This window comes from Cryptosporangium sp. NPDC048952 (genome assembly GCF_043197895.1).
Taxonomy (GTDB): Bacteria; Actinomycetota; Actinomycetes; order Mycobacteriales; family Cryptosporangiaceae; genus Cryptosporangium.
The window spans coordinates 1,314,121-1,331,635 of the sequence record NZ_JBICTY010000001.1; the positions used below are offsets into that span (position 1 = coordinate 1,314,121).

Annotated in this window: 17 protein-coding genes; 10 read left to right on the top strand and 7 right to left on the bottom strand. The window is 68.8% G+C overall.

Annotated features, from left to right (window positions below):
• Positions 1-286 precede the first annotated feature (286 nt).
• Together ACGFY5_RS06175 and ACGFY5_RS06180 are read left to right on the top strand one after the other, a co-directional pair.
• Positions 287-1,258 carry a carbohydrate ABC transporter permease gene (locus ACGFY5_RS06175; RefSeq protein ID WP_392717858.1) on the top strand — a complete coding sequence of 324 codons (972 nt, stop codon included), beginning with the start codon at positions 287-289 and terminating at the stop codon, positions 1,256-1,258.
• Entirely contained in the window at positions 1,255-2,208 is a 954-nt protein-coding gene (locus tag ACGFY5_RS06180; RefSeq protein ID WP_392717860.1) for a carbohydrate ABC transporter permease, read from the top strand. Before ACGFY5_RS06175 ends, ACGFY5_RS06180 begins: the two co-directional genes overlap by 4 nt.
• Positions 2,209-2,262: 54 nt before the next feature.
• On the opposite strand, the gene ACGFY5_RS06185 is transcribed toward ACGFY5_RS06180, so the two are convergent.
• On the bottom strand, positions 2,263-2,535 hold the full coding sequence (locus ACGFY5_RS06185; RefSeq protein WP_392717862.1) for an alpha/beta fold hydrolase: 273 nt from the start codon (positions 2,533-2,535) through the stop codon (positions 2,263-2,265).
• A gap of 221 nt (positions 2,536-2,756) precedes the next feature.
• Between ACGFY5_RS06185 and ettA the strand changes: the two genes are divergently transcribed.
• The 3 genes from ettA to ACGFY5_RS06200 are packed head-to-tail and all read left to right on the top strand — an operon-like array spanning position 2,757 to position 5,420.
• Entirely contained in the window at positions 2,757-4,427 is a 1,671-nt protein-coding gene (gene ettA / locus ACGFY5_RS06190; RefSeq protein WP_392717864.1) for an energy-dependent translational throttle protein EttA, read from the top strand.
• 4 nt (positions 4,428-4,431) lie between these two features.
• Positions 4,432-4,839 (top strand): acyl-CoA thioesterase, encoded by a 408-nt coding sequence (locus tag ACGFY5_RS06195; RefSeq protein WP_392717866.1) that lies wholly within the window; start codon positions 4,432-4,434, stop codon positions 4,837-4,839.
• Positions 4,836-5,420: a hypothetical protein gene (locus tag ACGFY5_RS06200; RefSeq protein WP_392717868.1), complete on the top strand. Its 585-nt coding sequence runs from the start codon at positions 4,836-4,838 to the stop codon at positions 5,418-5,420. Before ACGFY5_RS06195 ends, ACGFY5_RS06200 begins: the two co-directional genes overlap by 4 nt.
• On the opposite strand, the gene ACGFY5_RS06205 is transcribed toward ACGFY5_RS06200, so the two are convergent.
• The 4 genes from ACGFY5_RS06205 to ACGFY5_RS06220 all read right to left on the bottom strand — a co-directional run bounded on the left by ACGFY5_RS06205 (position 5,404) and on the right by ACGFY5_RS06220 (position 9,714).
• Complete coding sequence (locus tag ACGFY5_RS06205) at positions 5,404-6,258, bottom strand: hypothetical protein (RefSeq protein ID WP_392717870.1); 855 nt, start codon at positions 6,256-6,258, stop codon at positions 5,404-5,406. The genes ACGFY5_RS06200 and ACGFY5_RS06205 overlap by 17 nt on opposite strands.
• Before the next feature lie 253 nt (positions 6,259-6,511).
• Positions 6,512-8,071 (bottom strand): glycoside hydrolase family 13 protein, encoded by a 1,560-nt coding sequence (locus ACGFY5_RS06210; RefSeq protein WP_392718673.1) that lies wholly within the window; start codon positions 8,069-8,071, stop codon positions 6,512-6,514.
• Between the two features lie 85 nt (positions 8,072-8,156).
• Positions 8,157-8,573 (bottom strand): globin, encoded by a 417-nt coding sequence (locus ACGFY5_RS06215; protein ID WP_392717872.1) that lies wholly within the window; start codon positions 8,571-8,573, stop codon positions 8,157-8,159.
• 76 nt (positions 8,574-8,649) lie between these two features.
• A complete protein-coding gene (locus ACGFY5_RS06220; protein WP_392717874.1) occupies positions 8,650-9,714 on the bottom strand; it encodes a mechanosensitive ion channel family protein in 1,065 nt (354 codons plus the stop codon).
• A 171-nt stretch (positions 9,715-9,885) separates the two neighbouring features.
• On the opposite strand from ACGFY5_RS06220, the gene ACGFY5_RS06225 reads away from it, so the two are divergent.
• The 4 genes from ACGFY5_RS06225 (at position 9,886) to ACGFY5_RS06240 (ending at position 13,330) form a co-directional block, all read left to right on the top strand.
• A complete protein-coding gene (locus tag ACGFY5_RS06225) occupies positions 9,886-10,404 on the top strand; it encodes an HNH endonuclease (protein WP_392717876.1) in 519 nt (172 codons plus the stop codon).
• A 139-nt stretch (positions 10,405-10,543) separates the two neighbouring features.
• A complete protein-coding gene (locus ACGFY5_RS06230) occupies positions 10,544-12,424 on the top strand; it encodes a serine/threonine protein kinase (protein ID WP_392717878.1) in 1,881 nt (626 codons plus the stop codon).
• A 152-nt stretch (positions 12,425-12,576) separates the two neighbouring features.
• A complete protein-coding gene (locus ACGFY5_RS06235; protein ID WP_392717880.1) occupies positions 12,577-12,888 on the top strand; it encodes a hypothetical protein in 312 nt (103 codons plus the stop codon).
• A 49-nt stretch (positions 12,889-12,937) separates the two neighbouring features.
• Positions 12,938-13,330 carry a DUF5130 family protein gene (locus ACGFY5_RS06240; RefSeq protein WP_392718675.1) on the top strand — a complete coding sequence of 131 codons (393 nt, stop codon included), beginning with the start codon at positions 12,938-12,940 and terminating at the stop codon, positions 13,328-13,330.
• Between the two features lie 71 nt (positions 13,331-13,401).
• Here the strand turns inward: ACGFY5_RS06240 and pepN are convergent, their stop codons facing one another.
• Positions 13,402-15,945: an aminopeptidase N gene (gene pepN, locus ACGFY5_RS06245; RefSeq protein ID WP_392717882.1), complete on the bottom strand. Its 2,544-nt coding sequence runs from the start codon at positions 15,943-15,945 to the stop codon at positions 13,402-13,404.
• A gap of 225 nt (positions 15,946-16,170) precedes the next feature.
• Between pepN and ACGFY5_RS06250 the strand changes: the two genes are divergently transcribed.
• Complete coding sequence (locus tag ACGFY5_RS06250) at positions 16,171-16,797, top strand: DsbA family protein (RefSeq protein WP_392717885.1); 627 nt, start codon at positions 16,171-16,173, stop codon at positions 16,795-16,797.
• Here the strand turns inward: ACGFY5_RS06250 and ACGFY5_RS06255 are convergent.
• Positions 16,794-17,426, bottom strand: coding sequence for a hypothetical protein (locus ACGFY5_RS06255; RefSeq protein WP_392717887.1), 633 nt, complete (start codon positions 17,424-17,426; stop codon positions 16,794-16,796). The two genes, ACGFY5_RS06250 and ACGFY5_RS06255, sit on opposite strands and share 4 nt — an antisense overlap.
• Between the last annotated feature and the right edge of the window lie 89 nt (positions 17,427-17,515).

The following is a 17,515-nucleotide window of genomic DNA, read 5'->3' on the forward strand; positions in this document are numbered from 1 at the left end:
GACCATCCGCCTCCCGGGCACCCGGCTGCCCTTCCTTCGGGGGTCCGGCGCCAATGATTCGCCGCGCGAGTTTTCGCTGATGCCCGGCCTTACGGCCGGGCATCAGCGCAAGATGGTGAAGCTCGCGTGACGGCAGTGGCGCCCCCGCGGATGGATGGCGGCAATCCTCCTGGCGTCACGGCCCGAGCACGGGCGTGCGCTGTTGAAACCTGTGCGGGTCGGATGCCCGGTGGATGTCCCCTTCGCGGGGGCCGGCCGGGCATTGCGGCATCGGAAGGAGTGGGCCGTGGATTTCGTCGACTGGGGCCCGAAGCTGTTCAACGCCCTGCTGGCCGTCGCGATCTTCGTCGCGGTGGTGGGGCTGCTGTTGATCGTGGTCGACCGGGCACCCAAGCGCGGCCACGACAAGTACCAGCTGGCGCTGTTCCTGCTGCCGGCACTGTTCATGCTCGGCGTCGGCCTGGTGATCCCCGCGATCCGGACGACGATCCTGTCGTTCACGAACGCGGCGGGCGACTTCGTCGGCTTCGACAACTACGTGTGGATGTTCACCGAGGACGAGTCCCTGGTGACGATCCGCAACACGATCATCTGGACGGTGCTGACGCCGATCCTGGCGACCGGCATCGGCCTGATCTACGCGATCCTGATCGACAAGGCCAGGACCGAGGCGATCTCGAAGTCGCTGGTGTTCATGCCGATGGCGATCTCGTTCGTCGGCGCGGGCATCATCTGGAAGTTCATGTACGCCTATCGGGGCGGCGGCAACGAGCAGATCGGTCTGATCAACCAGCTCATCGTCTGGTTCGGTGGAGAGCCCACTCAGCTGCTGCTCGACCCGCCGCTCAACACGTTCCTGCTGATCCTCGTCATGGTCTGGATCCAGGCGGGCTTCGCGATGGTCGTGCTCTCGGCGGCGATCAAGGGCATCCCGGCGGACATCGTCGAGGCCGCGCGCATCGACGGCGTCACTCCGTGGAGCATGTTCTGGCAGGTCACGGTGCCCTCGATCCGGGGCTCGCTGATCGTGGTGCTGTCCACGATCACGATCTCGGTGCTGAAGGTCTTCGACATCGTCCGGACGATGACCGCCGGCAACTTCGACACGAGCGTCCTCGCGAACGAGATGTACACGCAGGCGTTCCGGTTCCGTGAGCCCGGCCGCGGTGCCGCGCTCGCACTGTTCCTCTTCGTCCTGGTGATCCCGCTGGTGCTGTACCAGGTTCGCGTTCTGCGCCAGCGGGAGGAGACCCGATGAGCACGGTAGAAGCGGCCGCCGCTACTTCCACGCCGCCGATTGCGGTCGTCGACACGAAGTCCGGCCGGGTGCGCAAGCGGCTCACCTCGCGGACGGCGTCGGCCATCTCGTTGTTGATCGCGGTGGTCTGGACGATTCCGACGTTCGGGCTGCTGCTCTCGTCGTTCCGCCCCGAGCGCGAGATCAAGACGACGGGCTGGTGGACGGCGTTCACCAACCCGTCGTTCACGCTGGAGAACTACGAGACGGTGCTGTTCGGGACGTCGTCCACGCAGCTGGCCAGCTACTTCGTCAATTCGATCGTGATCGCCGTCCCGTCGACGATCTTCGCGTTGGTGCTGTGCTCGCTGGCCGCGTACGCGCTGGCCTGGATCGACTTCAAGGGCCGCAACTGGGTGTTCATCGGCATCTTCGCGCTGCAGATCGTTCCGCTGCAGATGGCGCTGATCCCGCTGCTGCAGCTGTTCTCCAACGGTGCGCACGTCGGCAGCCTCACGATCGTGCCGGACCTCAACCTGACCGGTTCGTTCGTGACGGTCTGGCTCGCGCACACCGCGTTCGCGCTGCCGCTGGGCACGTACCTGCTGCACAACTTCATCTCCGAAATCCCTCGGGAGATGGTGGAGGCGGCACGGGTCGACGGTGCCGGGCACGGCGCGATCTTCCGGAAGCTGATGCTCCCGCTGATCACGCCGGCGCTGGCCTCGTTCGGCATCTTCGAGTTCCTGTGGGTGTGGAACGACCTGCTGGTCGCGCTCACGTTCACCGGTGGCACGAAGGACGTCGCTCCGCTGACCGTGCGGCTGGCCGAGATGGCCGGTTCGCGTGGTGACCGCTGGGAGCGGCTGACCGCTGGTGCGTTCGTCTCGCTGATCGTCCCGCTGGTCGTGTTCCTGTCCCTGCAGAAGTACTTCGTGCGTGGCCTGCTGGCCGGTGGCCTCAAGGGCTGACGCACGAGCACGACCGAGACGCCGGGCCCAACCTCTTCGGGCCCGGCGTTTCGTCTACTTCAGGAACGTCTCGAGGTCCGCCGCGAGTCGGTCGGGGTACTCGGCGTTGACGGCGTGGGAAGCGTCGTCGTAGACCTTCACGGTGCCGTTCGGCAGCAGTCGCCGCGCGTTCTCGGCGCCGGCCTCCGCATCGTGCATCCGGGACTCGCCGCCGAAGATCACCAGCGTCGGTATCCGCAGGTTCCGGACCTGTTCGTCGCTCGGACGGGACGGCGCGGACAGCTTGATCACGTAGCACTGCATGCCCTCCTCGATCATCCGGGCCACCGGTTCGTCCTCGACCGGAGCGTCGTTGGCCGTCCAGCTCGCGAACGAGTCGCGCGGCCGATGCCCTGATCGACATGCTCCGGCGGGCTTACGGCGCGGAATAGCGGGTCGAAGCGGGACGTTCCAGTCGCGGGTCCTCCCTGGGGGCGTTGATTTCGTCGCGCCGCGCAGACCTGGGAGGATGGAAGGACGTACGCGATCCGCGGAGGAACGACCCCCTGATGGCCCAGTACATCTACACGATGCGCAAGGTGCGCAAGGCGCACGGCGACAAAGTGATCCTCGACGACGTCACGCTGTCGTTCCTACCCGGCGCGAAGATCGGCGTCGTCGGTCCCAACGGTGCCGGTAAGTCGACGGTCCTGAAGATCATGGCCGGGCTGGAGAACGCCTCGAACGGCGACGCCCTGCTGGCGCCCGGCGCCACCGTCGGCATCCTGATGCAGGAGCCGCCGCTCAACGAGGACCTCAACGTCCGCGAGAACGTCGAAGAGGGCGTGGCGGAGATCCGCGGCATCCTCAAGCGCTACGACGCGGTCAACGAGGCGATGGGCGAGGAAGACGCCGACTTCGACAAGCTCCTGGCCGAGCAGGCCGAGCTGATGGACAAGATCGAGGCCGCCAACGCCTGGGAGCTCGACAGCCAGATCGAGCAGGCGATGGACGCGCTGCGCTGCCCGCCCGGTGACGCGGACGTCCGCGTTCTCTCCGGTGGTGAGCGGCGTCGCGTCGCCCTGTGCAAGTTGCTGTTGCAGGCGCCTGACCTGCTGCTGCTCGACGAGCCCACGAACCACCTGGACGCGGAGAGCGTCCTCTGGCTCGAGCAGCACCTCTCGAAGTACGCCGGCGCAGTCCTGGCCGTCACGCACGACCGGTACTTCCTGGACAACGTGGCCGGCTGGATCCTCGAGCTCGACCGCGGCCGGGCGATCGGCTACGAGGGCAACTACTCCACCTACCTCGAGGCGAAAGCCGAGCGGATGAAGGTGGAGGGCCAGAAGGACGCCAAGCGCGCCAAGCGCCTGCGCGAAGAGCTCGAATGGGTTCGGTCGAACCCGAAGGCCCGCCAGGCCAAGAGCAAGTCGCGTCTGGCCCGGTACGAGGAGATGGCGGCCGAGGCCGACCGGCACCGCAAGCTGGACTTCGAAGAGATCCAGATCCCGCCGGGCCCGCGTCTGGGCAACGTCGTGATCGAGACCGACAAGCTCACCAAGGGCTTCGGCGACCGGGTGCTCATCGACAACCTGAGCTTCACGCTGCCGCGCAACGGCATCGTCGGCATCATCGGCCCGAACGGTGCCGGTAAGACGACGCTGTTCCGCACGCTGATGGGCGAGGAGAAGCCCGACAGCGGCGCGGTGAAGATCGGCGAGACCGTGCAGATCTCCTACGTCGACCAGGGTCGTGGCGGTATCGACCCGAAGAAGACGCTGTGGGAGGTCGTGTCCGACGGCCTGGACTACATCAACGTCGGCAAGGTCGAGATGCCCTCGCGCGCGTACGTCAGCGCGTTCGGCTTCAAGGGCCCCGACCAGCAGAAGCCGGCGGGCGTGCTCTCCGGCGGTGAGCGCAACCGGCTGAACCTGGCACTGACGCTCAAGCAGGGCGGCAACCTGCTGCTCCTGGACGAACCGACGAACGACCTCGACGTCGAGACGCTCTCGTCGCTCGAGAACGCGCTGCTGGAATTCCCGGGCTGCGCCGTGGTCATCACACACGACCGGTGGTTCCTCGACCGCGTCGCGACGCACATCCTCGCGTACGAGGGTGAGTCGCAGTGGTACTGGTTCGAGGGCAACTTCGAGTCGTACGAGAAGAACAAGGTCGACCGGCTCGGCGCCGAGGCGGCTCGCCCGCACCGGGTGACCTACCGGAAGCTGACGCGGGACTGACTGCATGGCGAGGCACACCGAGTGGTGCCAGGTCCGCTGGTCGGACATGGACGCTTTCGGGCACGTCAACAACGCCCGCTTCTTGACGCTGTTCGAAGAGGCACGGACGGCGCTGATCCTCGACGGGGGAGAGGCGCTGTCCGCCATGCTCGACGGCTGCGTGGTCATCCGGCACGAGATCGACTACAAGCGGCCGGTGACGTACGGCCGGGGCCCGATCCGGGTCGACTGCTGGGTCATCGAGGTCCGGGCCGCCAGCTACAGCGTCGGCTACGAGCTGTTCAACCATGCGGAAGAGACGGCGGCGCGAGGGCTGACGCGGTTGGTCCCGGTCTCGATGCCGGCCGGGCGTCCGCGGCGGCTGTTGCCCAAGGAGCGTGAGTTCCTCGAGGCTTGGCGGGAGGAGTCATGACCGTTCTCGTCGCCGAGCGACGCGATCTCGGTGTGTTCCTCGGCCGGATCGTGCGCCTGGACGCGGGTGCGCTGGTGCGGATCCGTCCGTCCGGTCCGGACCACCTGACGCTCTGGGCGGCGCTGCCGTTCGACGTCCTGGTCGCGCGCACGGTGCCGGGGTCCTGGCTGGACGACGCCACGGTGAGTGCCGCGGAGCTGCTCGAGTCGACGGAGTTGCCGCGGCGGCGCGACTCGGAGTGGCGGGGGTCCCTGCCGCCCGACCGAGACTGGCAGCCGCTCGACACCGTGCCGGCTGACGTCGTCCGGAATCTGATCACCGCAGGGCAAAAAGCTTTCCGCGCAGCCGGCACCCAGGCCGCCGGCGAGTCGCTGCTGGACCACGAGACGCTGCGGGTCAGTACCCCGGGGTCGCCGGAGGTGGCAGTGACGTTCCGGTTGCTGCTGGCGCTGGCCCGGATGGCGTTCCTCGGTGACGGGCCGGTGGGCGTTTCGTCGTGCGGCCCGTGGGTCCGCCTGACCGCCGAGCACGGCACGGTCTACCACCGCACCGCGTCATTCGGCGTCACGCTTCTGCGCTAGCGCACTTCAGCTCGACGTGAACCGGATCGCCGTCGCGCAAGAAGATCAGGGCGCCGACGTCGTTCAGCCGGGCCTTCAGCCGGAGTTCGTTGATCTCGCAGGTCTGTGCGAATTGGACCGGGTCGTAGTCGCCGTCGCGGCCGATAGCGTCGAGTCGTAACACGCCGGGTGTGACGACGTGGGTCTCGAGCCACCCGGCCCCGTCCTCGGGCCTGTGTGAATCCCGCACGCTGATCGCCGGACGGCGGACGACTCGCCACCGTTGCGTGGTCACGTCTTCCGGATCGACCGAGCCTTTCTCCGTGAAGTAGTCGCTGTCGTACCAGGGCGCCAGGGTGCATTTCGCGGTGCGCAGTGCGACGCAGTCGTCCACCACTGCATCCACGACCCCCTGCGCGGTTCGGTTACCGGCCGCCGTGACGGTGAATTCGGGTTCGTACGATTCGCCGCTGCCGGGCGCCACGACCAGCCGTGGATTCTTTGCTGCCACGGCGTCGGAAGAGACGTCGGTATAGGGCGTGTAGACGCCGGGGAACATCCAGACCTCGGCGAAAGCGTCGCGCGACAGCGGCGTTCGCACCTTGCCGATTTGCAGGAACGTGAACACTTCGAGCCGAAAGGAGACGCTGTCGAGCGGATTCTCTATTCGCCAGCTCCAGCCGTCCTCGATCAGTCGGAACTCACCCTGCTCGCCACCGCCCAAGCGGTAGGCCACCGAGTAGACGTCCTCGTTCTCGAAATCCGGTATGCCGCCCTCGACCACTTCCGGCGTCTCGACCGCGTCGATCGTCCAACCGCGCGACATCGCTTCCGGACGGAGGAACGGGCCGGTGGGCACGTCCTCGGTGCGCGCGACGTCCAGGGCGTCGGCGGGTCGGGCGGCCGACAACGCCTCCAGGTAGCCGCGAACGACCTCGTCGGGTTCGTCCCGGCTGAGCCAGGCGACGAACCACACGAGCACGACGACTGCCGATACACCGGCGGCCAACACCCGCGTCTGGCGGTCCATTCTCACGAGGCCACAAGATAGCCTCGCGTGTCTACTGTGGCTGGTTCGAGGCCCGCGCCGGTTGGGCGCGGGCCTCGGCCGCTCAGACCAGCCAGGCGGTGGCGTCGCCCGGGAGTTTGCCGTCGACCAGCGGGACGCTGGTGAGCAGCACCTCGCCGGCGGGCAGGGCCACCGGGTGGTTGGTGAAGTTCACCAGGCAGGTGAGGCCGCCGTCGCGCTTGAACGCGAGACACCCCTCCGGCGCGTCCAGCCACGTCATCTCACCGGAGAACGCCTCGTTCGACTTCCGGATCGCGATCGCTTCCTGGTACAGCGAGTGGGTGCTTCCGGGTACCCCGACCTGCGACTCCACCGCCAGCGGCGACCAGCCCGCCGGCTGCGGCAGCCAGGTGTCGACCGCCTCGGGGGAGAACCCGTACGGCGGCTCGCCGGGCGTCCACGGCATCGGGATCCGTTCCGCGTCGCGGCCACGGACCGAGTGCCCCGAGCGCTCCCACGTCGGGTCCTGCAGGACCTCGTCGGGCAGCTCGACGTTCGGCATGCCGATCTCGTCGCCGTAATAGACGTAGACGACGCCCGGCAGCCCGAACGTCAGCATCGCGGCGGCGCGGGCGCGCCGTTCGCCGACCAGGCCCTCGCCGAACCGCGAGACCGACCGCACGATGTCGTGGTTCGACCAGACCCAGCACGGCGGGGCCGGGGTGCCGCTCACGGTGTCGAGCGAGTCGTCGATCGCCTTGCGCAGCTCGTCGGAGCGCCACCGGGACTGCACGATCACGAAGTTGAACGCCAGATGCAGCTCGTCGGCGCGCAGGTACAGCTTGAGCCGCTCGACGTCCTGGACCCAGATCTCGCCGACCGCCATCGCGTCGGGGTACTCGTCGAGCACCTTGCGGATGCGGCGGTGGATCTCGTGGACGCCGTCGTAGTCGAAGCGCGGGTGACCGTCGCCGGCCAGCGTGTCCTTCTCGGCCTCCATGTCGGGCAGGCCCGGCGGCTTGGCCAGACCGTGCGCGACGTCGATGCGGAACCCGTCCGCACCGCGGTCGAGCCAGAACCGGAGCGTCTTCTCCAGGTCGGCCATGACCTCCGGGTTGTCCCAGTTGAGGTCGGGCTGCTCGGGCGCGAACAGGTGCAGGTACCACTGGCCGGGCGTGCCGTCGGGCTCGGTGACCCGGTGCCACGCCGGTCCGCCGAAGACCGAGGTCCAGTTGTTCGGCGCTTCGCTGCCGTCGGCTCCGCGGCCGTCGCGGAAGATGTAGCGCTCCCGCTCCGGGCTGCCCGGCGCCGCCTTCAGCGCCTGCTGGAACCAGACGTGCTGGTCGGAGCTGTGGTTGGGGACCAGGTCGACGGTGACCTTGATCCCGAGCCGATGGGCCTCGGCGACCATGTCGTCGAAGTCCGCCAGCGTGCCGAAGACCGGGTCGACGTCACGCGGATCGGCGACGTCGTAGCCGTGGTCGGCCATCGGGGAGCGATAGAACGGGTTCAGCCAGAGTGCGTCGACGCCGAGGTCGGCGAGGTAGGGGAGGCGGGACTTCAGGCCCGCCAGATCGCCCACCCCGTCGCCGTTCGAGTCGGCGAAGCTCCGCACGTAGACCTGGTAGAACACGGCATCGCGCCACCACGTGCCAGCCAAGATGTACCCCCGGGGTCCGGAATCGTTTCAGAGCCCTCATGCTGCCAGAGCTCGGTGAGGGTTCAATCCTTACCCCGTTTGCGAGGGCTCAAATCTGGGCGGCGCGGCCCTGCTGGATGTCCTCGATGTGGTTGACCATGAAGTCCGCGGCGCGCACGAAGTACTCCCAGATCGTGGCGTCGTACTCCGCGGGCAGCGCGATCTCGTCCATCGCGTCGCGCATCCGGTTCAGCCAGGCGTCGCGCTCGGCGATGCCCACCCGGAACGGTGCGTGACGCATCCGCAGGCGCGGGTGCCCGCGCTGCTCGGAGTACGTGCGGGGACCGCCCCAGTACTGCATCAGGAAGAGGCGGAACCGCTCCTCGGCGGGCCCGAGATCCTCTTCCGGGTACAGGGGCCGGAGCACCGCGTCCTCGGCGACACCGCGGTAGAACGCGGCCACCAGCCGGTGGAACGTCTCGTCCCCACCGACCGCTTCGTAAAAATCTGCCGAGGGCTGCGTCATGCCCCCATCCTATGAGCGCCGTTAGGCGCGCAAAGTTCGAACCTGGAGCCCAGCGTCGTTCTCGCCGGGCCGCCCACTAGGCAGGGGGTGCGGGTATGGGGGTGATGCCCGAGGTGATCTCGGCGGCGGCCAGGTCGGTGCTGATCCGGGCGCGGAGCTCACGGGCCACCCGCCACTGCGCAGCGGTCGTCGTGCGAACCGTCACGCGGAGCATGAGACCGGTAGCCGTCATCTGGTCGACGCCGAGTACCTCCGGCGGCGCGAGCAGATCGTCTTTGAAGTCTTCTTCCTCGGTGAGCCGGGCCGCGGCCTCGGTGAGCACCTCGTGCGCCTTCTCCAGGTCGGTGCCGAACGGGATGGGGACGTCGATGACGACCTGCGCCCAGCCCTGGCTCTTGTTGCCCACGCGCAGGATCTCGCCGTTGCGGATGTACCAGACGACCCCGCGGACGTCGCGGACCGTCGTGATCCGCAGGCCCACACCCTCGACGGTGCCGCTGGCCTCACCCAGATCGACGATGTCGCCGACGCCGTACTGGTCCTCGAGGATCATGAAAATGCCCGACAGGTAGTCACGAACCAGCGACTGGGCGCCGAAACCGAGCGCCACGCCGGCGATACCGGCGCTGGCGACGAGCGGCGCCAGGTTGATGTGGAAGAGCCCGAGGATCGTCGAACCCGCGACGACGAGGATGATGACCGACGTCACGCTCCGCAGCACCGAACCGAGCGTGCTCGCCCGCTGCGCGCGCCGCTCGCTCATCAGCCCCGACGCCATGAGCGCCGACTCGGCCTTCTCGCGGAACGGGCGCAGGATCCGTGGCTTCTTCTTCGGCTTCCCGTCCGGTGTCGTCGCGTCCGAGTCGCCGTTCCCGACCGACGTGATGGCTCTGATCGCCCGGAAGATCAACCACCGGATCACCATCGCGACGAGGACGATCAGCAGGATGGCCAGCGGCTTCGCGAGCAGCCACTCGACGGCGTTGGCCAGCCAGCGGCTCTCGGTCGACGTCCAGACCCACTCGCAGACCGAGCCCAGGTTCTCGTCGCCCTTCGCGCAGTTCGGCGTGACGTTGTCGTCCAGGAAGCTGGGCCACTTCTCGAACCAGGTGGGGACGGCGGCGGAAAGACGGAAACTCACGTGTTCTTGGTACAGCACCCGCCTGGATGGCGCGTCCACCACCCTCGGGACGGATCAGGACGAACCAGTCCGCACGTACGACTGTGATGAAGAAGGGACCTGAGTACCTCCCGGATCATGCGTGCAGAACTGCGTCTGGTAGGAGATCATGACGGCAGCGGAGGTGATCCGATGCCTGGTACAGCCGTATCGCTGGTACTCAATGCCACGTACGAACCATTGTGCGTGGTACCAGTACGGCGTGCTGCCGTACTGGTACTCACCGACAAGGCCGTCCCCGTGACCGAGGGGGACGGCCTTCTTCGTTCTACGACCACGATGGTGGTCGCCCCGGCAGTCGTCCGGCTCACGCGTTTCGTCAAGGTGCCGTTCCGGGGTCAGGTGTCCCTGACCCGGCGGGCGATCTTCGCCCGGGACGGTGGGCGCTGCGCGTACTGCACTTCGTCGGCGACGACGATCGACCACGTGATGCCGCGCAGCCGGGGTGGCCGGCACGTGTGGGACAACGTCGTCGCCGCGTGCACCCGGTGCAACCACGTCAAGGCCGACCGGACGCTCGCGGAGATCGGCTGGCGCCTGCGCCGGCGCCCCGCGGCCCCGACCGGCGTGGCCTGGCGCGTCCTTGGTCACCGCACGCCCGATCCGCTCTGGTACGCCTGGCTGGATATCCCTGAGCAGGCCTCTGCTTAACGGGCTCGAGGTCCGGACCCTGAGCGCTCGCAGCGCTCAGGGTTTTCCCTGAGCTTGTCGTCCTTCGGTCGCAGAGAGCCCGGGGACTGGGGTCGTGTAGGTACCGTAGGGGTTCCTGGCGACATCAGAGGACGGCGAAATGACCAGTGTGGGAGCGGACACCGTCGACCTGGTCTGCGGGCCGGACGGACCGCTTCCCGAGGGGCGCCAGCGGTACCGGCTGACCGGTCGGCTGGGCTCCGGCGGGCAGGCGGACGTGTTCCGCGGCGTGCGGCTGTCCAGTGGCGTCCGCTCGGCTCCGGTCACGGTGAAAGTGTTCCGCGAGGACCACCGGCGCCCCGTGCTCGACCAGATGCGGTCGTGGGACAAGGGTGACGCGGTTCTGATGGACCTCAACACCCGTGACGCGCCCGGTATCTGCCTGCGGGTCGACGGGTTCTACGGCGCGCCGCCGGTGTCGGCGAACGCCACGTCGGTGCTCGGGTCGGGTACCGATCGGCGGATTCCGTATCAGGTGCTGGACTTCCTGCCCGGTCACACGCTGCTGCAACACGTGGCGAAGCAGGCCGGGGGTGAGGGTGTTCCGCGCCTGAAGGGCGTCGACGTGCTCACCACGCTGGCGCGCACGATCGCGCTCCTGCACCGGCCGGTCGATCGCGACGACACGCCCGTTCTCCACATGGACGTCAAGCCGGCGAACGTGCTGGTGTTGCCCACCGGCGAGATCCGGCTGATCGACTTCACCGCCGCCCGGTACCACGACCCGCAGCACATCACGACGATCGCGCACACGCCGGAATCGGCGGGGCCCGAGGCGTTCACGGGGGTCGTGGGGCCGTCGTACGACGTCCACGGGTTCGGCGCCGTGGCGTATCACCTGGTCACGGGGTGGTTGCCGCGGGCCGATCGGGCGACGTCGCACTACGACGGTGCACTGGTGGCCCCCGGGGCTCTGCGCCGTCATCCTTTGTTGGACGCCAACCCGGCGCTCGCCGCGCACCTGCTGGCACCGTTGGACGACAACCCCGGCAACCGGCCGCTCAGCTCCGAGCTCATCAACTGGGTGACGACGCTGGCGCGGCTCGCGTCGGCCGTGCCGCAGGCGAGCACGCACGTCGACTGGGTCGTCGGCGCGGCGGGGCCGACCCCCACCCGCGTTCAGCAGATCCCGCCCCAGGCGCCCTCCGCTCCCGGGGCCCGCGCCTCCGCCCCCATCCGCGGCGCCGCCAAGGTAGGCACTGCCGCAGTAGGCGGCGCGGCGGTCGGCGGCGTAGCCGCCGCACCGTCGGCGCCCTACGCGGCGTCCGCGCCCGCCTCGGGCGGGCCGGCGTACGGCGCGGTGGCGCCGGGATCCGGCGGGGCGGCTTATGGGGGGCAGGGGCGGTCGGTGCCCAATCCGACGGCGCCGCTGCCTGATTTGGGGGCGAACGCACCGCGGTCGGGGCCGCCCAAGACGACCGCGATGCCCCGGTACACCGAGGGCAACGAGCCCCCCGCGGGGCCGAAGATCCGCAGCGGCGTGGCCAAGGTCGGCCCGCGCCAACCGGGCGTCGACGACGTCGACCACTCACGGCGCCGCGGCGGCTCCCAGGACGACGGCCACGACCAGCACGGCGGCGGCCAGCCCCCCCAGCCCCAGCAATCCGGCCCCCTGCGCCGACGCGGCAAGAAATACACGACGTTCGCGACGGTCATCGCCGCAGCGTCCTGGCTGCTCTGGCTGGCCACCGTGGCGATCATCAGCGGCGCCGACACCGGCGAACCGATCACCGCGCTGATCCTCGTCGTCGTCGGCGCGTTCGCCGTCTGGTGGCTGGTGCGCCTGGGCGGCCATCTCATCCGGTCGACGCTGGAACGGGGCTCCCGCCGCAGCACCTTCGTCCAGAACATCGCGACCGGCACGTTCATCCTGCTCTGCGCACTGGTCTTCGCCACGCGGGGCGTCAGCAACTTCACCGACGTCGGAGCGATGATCAGCGACTGGTGGTCGAATTTCTGGGACAGCGTCTGGCCGTTCTGACGGTCCGAACTCGGACCGCTTCTGGACGGTGAAAGTTCGGCGTCACCGGGTACAACGGCGGACACCCTTCACATGCGGTGCGATGGTCCTCCGCTACCGTAAGCGGCGTCCACACGTCCGCTCGCTCTATAGAGAGAGTGAGAGAGCTCCCGATGTCCGTGCTGGAGACCACACTCGTCTTCGTCCTGATACCCCTGGCGGTGGCGGGCGTCCTGGCGCTGCTGACGCTCGGCGTCGGCGGCGGTAACCGCACGCCGCGTTACCGGCCCGGAATGCCGTTCGAGTTCACGCCGGTGTGGTTCTTGTCGGCGCCGCCGACCGGCCTGTCCGTCAACGGTCAGCAGCCGGTTCTGGAGCGGGCTGCAGCGCCCGGCGTGCTGCAGTCCGGTGGTGTCATCGATCGCCCCGAGACGGTGGCGGTCGCCAACTCCGGTCCGAAGGGAGGGGCACGTGGCACCTGGTGACTCCCCGGAGATCCCGGCCTCGCAGCTCACGTCCAGCCAGCTCACGTCGATCGCGAACGGTGCGGCTGCGGCCGGTCCGTTCAGCTCGCGGCAGCTGTTCCGCATCGACGAGGCGCTCACCGCCGCCGACCGCGAGACCGGGCTGACGTTCAGCGTGTACGTGGGTGGGCTCGAAGAGCCGCTGCGCGGCAGTGCCGAGACGATGCTCGACGCGCTGCCCGAGCCGGAGGAGTCGGTGCTGCTCGCGGTGTCGCCGAACCAGCGGGCGCTGGAGATCGTCACCGGCACGCGCGCCGCGAAGCGCATCCCCGACCGGGCCTGCGAGCTCGCCGGCATGTCGATGCGTGCCGCTTTCCAGGGCGGCGATCTCGCCGGTGGCATCGTGACGGGCCTGCGCATGCTCGCAGACCGCGCCGGCAATCCCCGCCCCGCCACCCGCTAGCCCGCCATTTCGGGTGCAACTGATGAGCGCCGGATGCGGAAGCATCCGGCGCTCACCAGGCAGGCGTCGATCTAGTTGGAAGCGGACGCGTCGCAGGCGCGAGCGCGCAGGGCTCGGACCAGGCGGTCCTTGCCCTCCACGACGAGGCGCCGGAGCGCCGGCGGGTGATCCGCCTGCGCGAGCCAGGTGTCGGTGCGGTCGACCGTCTCCTGGGTCACCGACCACGCCGGGTACAGCAGCACCGCGACGTTCTGCGCGACCTCGCTGGTGCGCCGGGCCCACACGTCGGAGACGGTGGCGAAGAAGCGCTCCACGTACGGCTCGAGCAGCGCGGCCTGGTCGGGGTGACCGAAGCCCCGGATGACGGAGAGCCCGACCTGGTTGGGGATCGTGTCGTCCTCGGTGGCCAGGTGCCACGCGGCGGCCTTGGCCTCCGCGGTGGGCACGAGCGCCCGCGCGGTGGCGGCTTCCTTGCTGCCCTGATCGGTGTTGTCACGCTCGAGCTCGGCGGTGATCTCCGCCTCGCCCGCGGCGCCCCTGGCGACCAGCGACTGCAGGAAATCCCAGCGCAGCTCGGTATCGACCTCGAGCCCCGGAACGACCTCCGCGCCGTCGAGCAGCGTTTTCAACACGGCGATGTTCTCGTCGGTTCGGGCCGTACCGGCGAACGTGCGCGCCCAGACCAGCTGGACGTCGCTGCCCGGCTCGGCGGCCCGCAGCCGCTCCAGCGCGGCGTCGGCGACCAGCTTGTAGCCCTCGGGCGCCCACGAAGGATCCGCGTACGACGCGAGCGCCGCCCGCGCCTGCCGCAGCTGCGTCTCGACGACGCTGATCGTCGACTCGGCCGCGAGACCGTTGAGCACCAACCGCACGTAGTCGCGGGTGGGCAGCTCCGCGTCGCGGCACATGTCCCAGGCGGTGGCCCAGAGCAGCGAGCGCGGCAACGACTCGGTGAAACCGCCGATGTGCTCGACGACCGTCGCGAGTGACCGCTCGTCCAGGCGGATCTTCGCGTACGTGAGGTCGTCGTCGTTGAGCAGTACGACAGCGGGCGGGGTCTCGCCGACGAGCTCGTCGATCTCGGTGCGCGCGCCGTGGATGTCGGTCTCGACGCGACGGCGGCGGATCAGCTTGCCGGTGGACTCCGACAGGTCGTACAGACCGATCGCGATGCGGTGCGCGCGAAGCGTGCCGTGCTCGGCCATGCCCTCCTGGCTGACCGCGAACGACGCGTACGTGCCGTCCGGGGCGAGCGTGAACTCCGGGCGCAGCGTGTTGACGCCCGCGGTCTCCAGCCACTGCGCCGACCAGTTCGACAGGTCGCGGCCGCTGGCCTCGGTGAGCGCGGTGAGCAGGTCGGCGAGCGTGGTGTTGCCGAACGCGTGCGCCTTGAAGTACGACCGCAGGCCGGAGACGAACTCGTCCTCGCCGACGAACGCCACGAGCTGCTTGAGGACGCTGGCGCCCTTGGCGTACGTGATGCCGTCGAAGTTGACCTCGACGGCCTGCATGTCGGGGATGTCCGCGGCGATCGGGTGGGTGGAGGACAGCTGGTCCTGCCGGTAGCCCCAGCCCTTGCGGTCGGTGCAGAACGCGGCCCACGAGTCGGTGAAGCGGGTGCCGCCGGCGGCGGCCCAGTGCGCCGCCCACTCGGCGAACGACTCGTTCAGCCAGAGGTCGTCCCACCAGCGCATCGTCACGAGATCGCCGAACCACATGTGGGCCATCTCGTGCAGGATCGTGTTGGCCCGGTTCTCCCGGACGTAGTCGGTGACCTTGCCGCGGAAGATGTAGGACTCGGTGATCGTGACGCAGCCGGCGTTCTCCATCGCGCCCGCGTTGAACTCCGGGACGATCAGCTGGTCGTACTTGCCGAACGGATAGCGCACGCCGAAGTGCTCGTGGAAGAAGTCGAACCCCTGCTTGGTGATCTCGAAGATCTCGTCGGGGTCGAGGAAGTCCTTGAGCGACTGCCGGCAGAACAGGCCCAGCGGGATGTCGTCGTGCAGGTCGGTGACCTTGTGGTACGGGCCGGCGACGAGCGCGGTGATGTACGTGGACATCCGCGCCGTGGGTGGGAACTTCCGCACCGCGCCGTCGACCTCGGGAGTCGTGTTCGAGACGACCTCCCAGTGCTCGGGGGCCGTGACTTCCAGCGTGAACGTCGCCTTGAGGTCGGGCTGGTCGAAGCAGGCGTAGACGCGCTTGGCGTCGCCGGTCTCGAACTGCGAATAGAGGTAGACCTCGTCGTCGACCGGGTCGACGAAGCGGTGCAGGCCTTCACCGGTGTTCATGTACCGGCAGTCCGCGTCGACGACGAGGACGTTCTCTTCGGCCAGCCCGTCGAGGATCAGACCCTTTTCCGGGTCGTAAGTGCTGACGTCCAGATTTTGACCGTTCAGCGTCGCCGCGCGGACGTTGGCCGCGATCAGGTCGATGAACGTGCTCGCGCCGGGTCGTCTAGCGCTGAATTTGACCTCGGTGACCGAGCGGAACGTGTCGGTTCCGGGTTTTCCGGTGCCATCGGTCAGGTCGAGCGTGATGTGATACGACGCGACCTCGAGAAGATCTCCGCGTTCCCTGGCTTCGCCGAGGGTGAGATTGGTACCGGCCAACTGTCGGGTACTCCTTCGCCGCTCCGTTGTGCAGAGGACGCGGACCGCGTCCTCGAGCCGTGCCAATGAGTCTCCCACGCGGGCGTGGCGGTAAACGATGCGCCGCAGACCAGTGCTGCACCACCTGTTTACGCAGCTCTCACCCGAAACGTACGCCGCGCGGTGGGAATACCTCGGTGCGGGTGGCGGCTCTCGTTCGATGAGTGCTTTCTGCGAGGAGGATCGATGAGTGAGCAGAGGACCCCGGTCGATTTCTGGTTCGATCCGCTGTGTCCCTGGGCGTGGATGACGTCCCGGTGGGTGCTGGAGGCGGCGAAAGTCCGTCCACTGGACATCACGTTCCACGTCATGAGCTTGGCCGTGCTGAACGAGGGCCGGGAGCTCGGCGAACACTACGACGCGATGATGAAGAAGGCTTGGGGACCGGTCCGGGTCGTCATCGCCGCGGAGCAGGCGCACGGCAACGAGGTGGTCCTGCCGCTGTACACCGCGCTGGGCAACCGGATCCACCTGCAGAAGGTGGAGCTGGACGACCCGTCGCTGCTCGTCGACGCGCTGCGCGAGGTCGGGCTGCCCGAGTCGCTCGCCGAGGCAGCCACCTCGACCGCGTACGACGAGGCGCTGAAGAAGTCGCATCACGCAGGCATGGACCCCGTCGGCATGGACGTCGGTACGCCGGTGATCCACGTGCCGGGGCCCGACGGACCGGTGGCCTTCTTCGGTCCGGTCGTCACGCCGGCACCCAAGGGTGACGCTGCGGCGCGGCTTTGGGACGGCGCGGTGCTCGTCGCGTCGGTGCCGGGCTTCTACGAGCTCAAGCGCACGCGTACGCAGGGGCCCATTTTCGATTAAAGGCCTAGGCGGCCCAGTTCGAGCTTGGCCAGGGCCGCCACCGCCTCGGGGTGCCCCGACCGCCACGCTTCACCGGGGTCCACCTCGAGGCGGCGGGCCACCCGGATCACCTCGGACAACGGCTGGTGCGCCAGCGCGCGCAGCGCGAAGAACGACGCGTCGGCGCCGCCGCGCACCAGCCGCCGGGCCGCGGTGGCCTCCCGCACCCACCGCCACCGGCGCAGTGCCCACCAGAGCACGATGATCAGCGGTATCGCCGCCGCGACCAGCCCGGTCACGAGAGCTGCCTTCTCGATCGTGTCGTGCAGCGTCTTGCCGGCCTCCGCGACCTGCTGACCCGCCCCCGCCGCCCGGTCGAACGGCTCCCGGAGGTCGTCGCCCACCCCGGGAATCCGCCCGACCTTGCCGCCCGCGTTGGACAGCCCGTCGCTGAACCCGTTGCCCGCCGACTGCAGCGTCTCGCCGGGCGCGGCGAGTTTGGATATCTGCTCGTCGACCCATCCCTGCAGACGGACCGCCCACCACACCAGGCCGACCGCGATCAGATCGCCCAGCAGTTGCCGCACGGCCTGACCGATGCGTGCGGAGTAGAGCACCGGTGCCGTACGGGGAGCGACGGACTTGGTCATGGGAGTTCCTTCCTCCAAGGCGGGGACTAACCCATAGCGCACACGTCCCCGGGACGCGGCGCGCCCATACCTAGTGAGGAGAAGCTCGG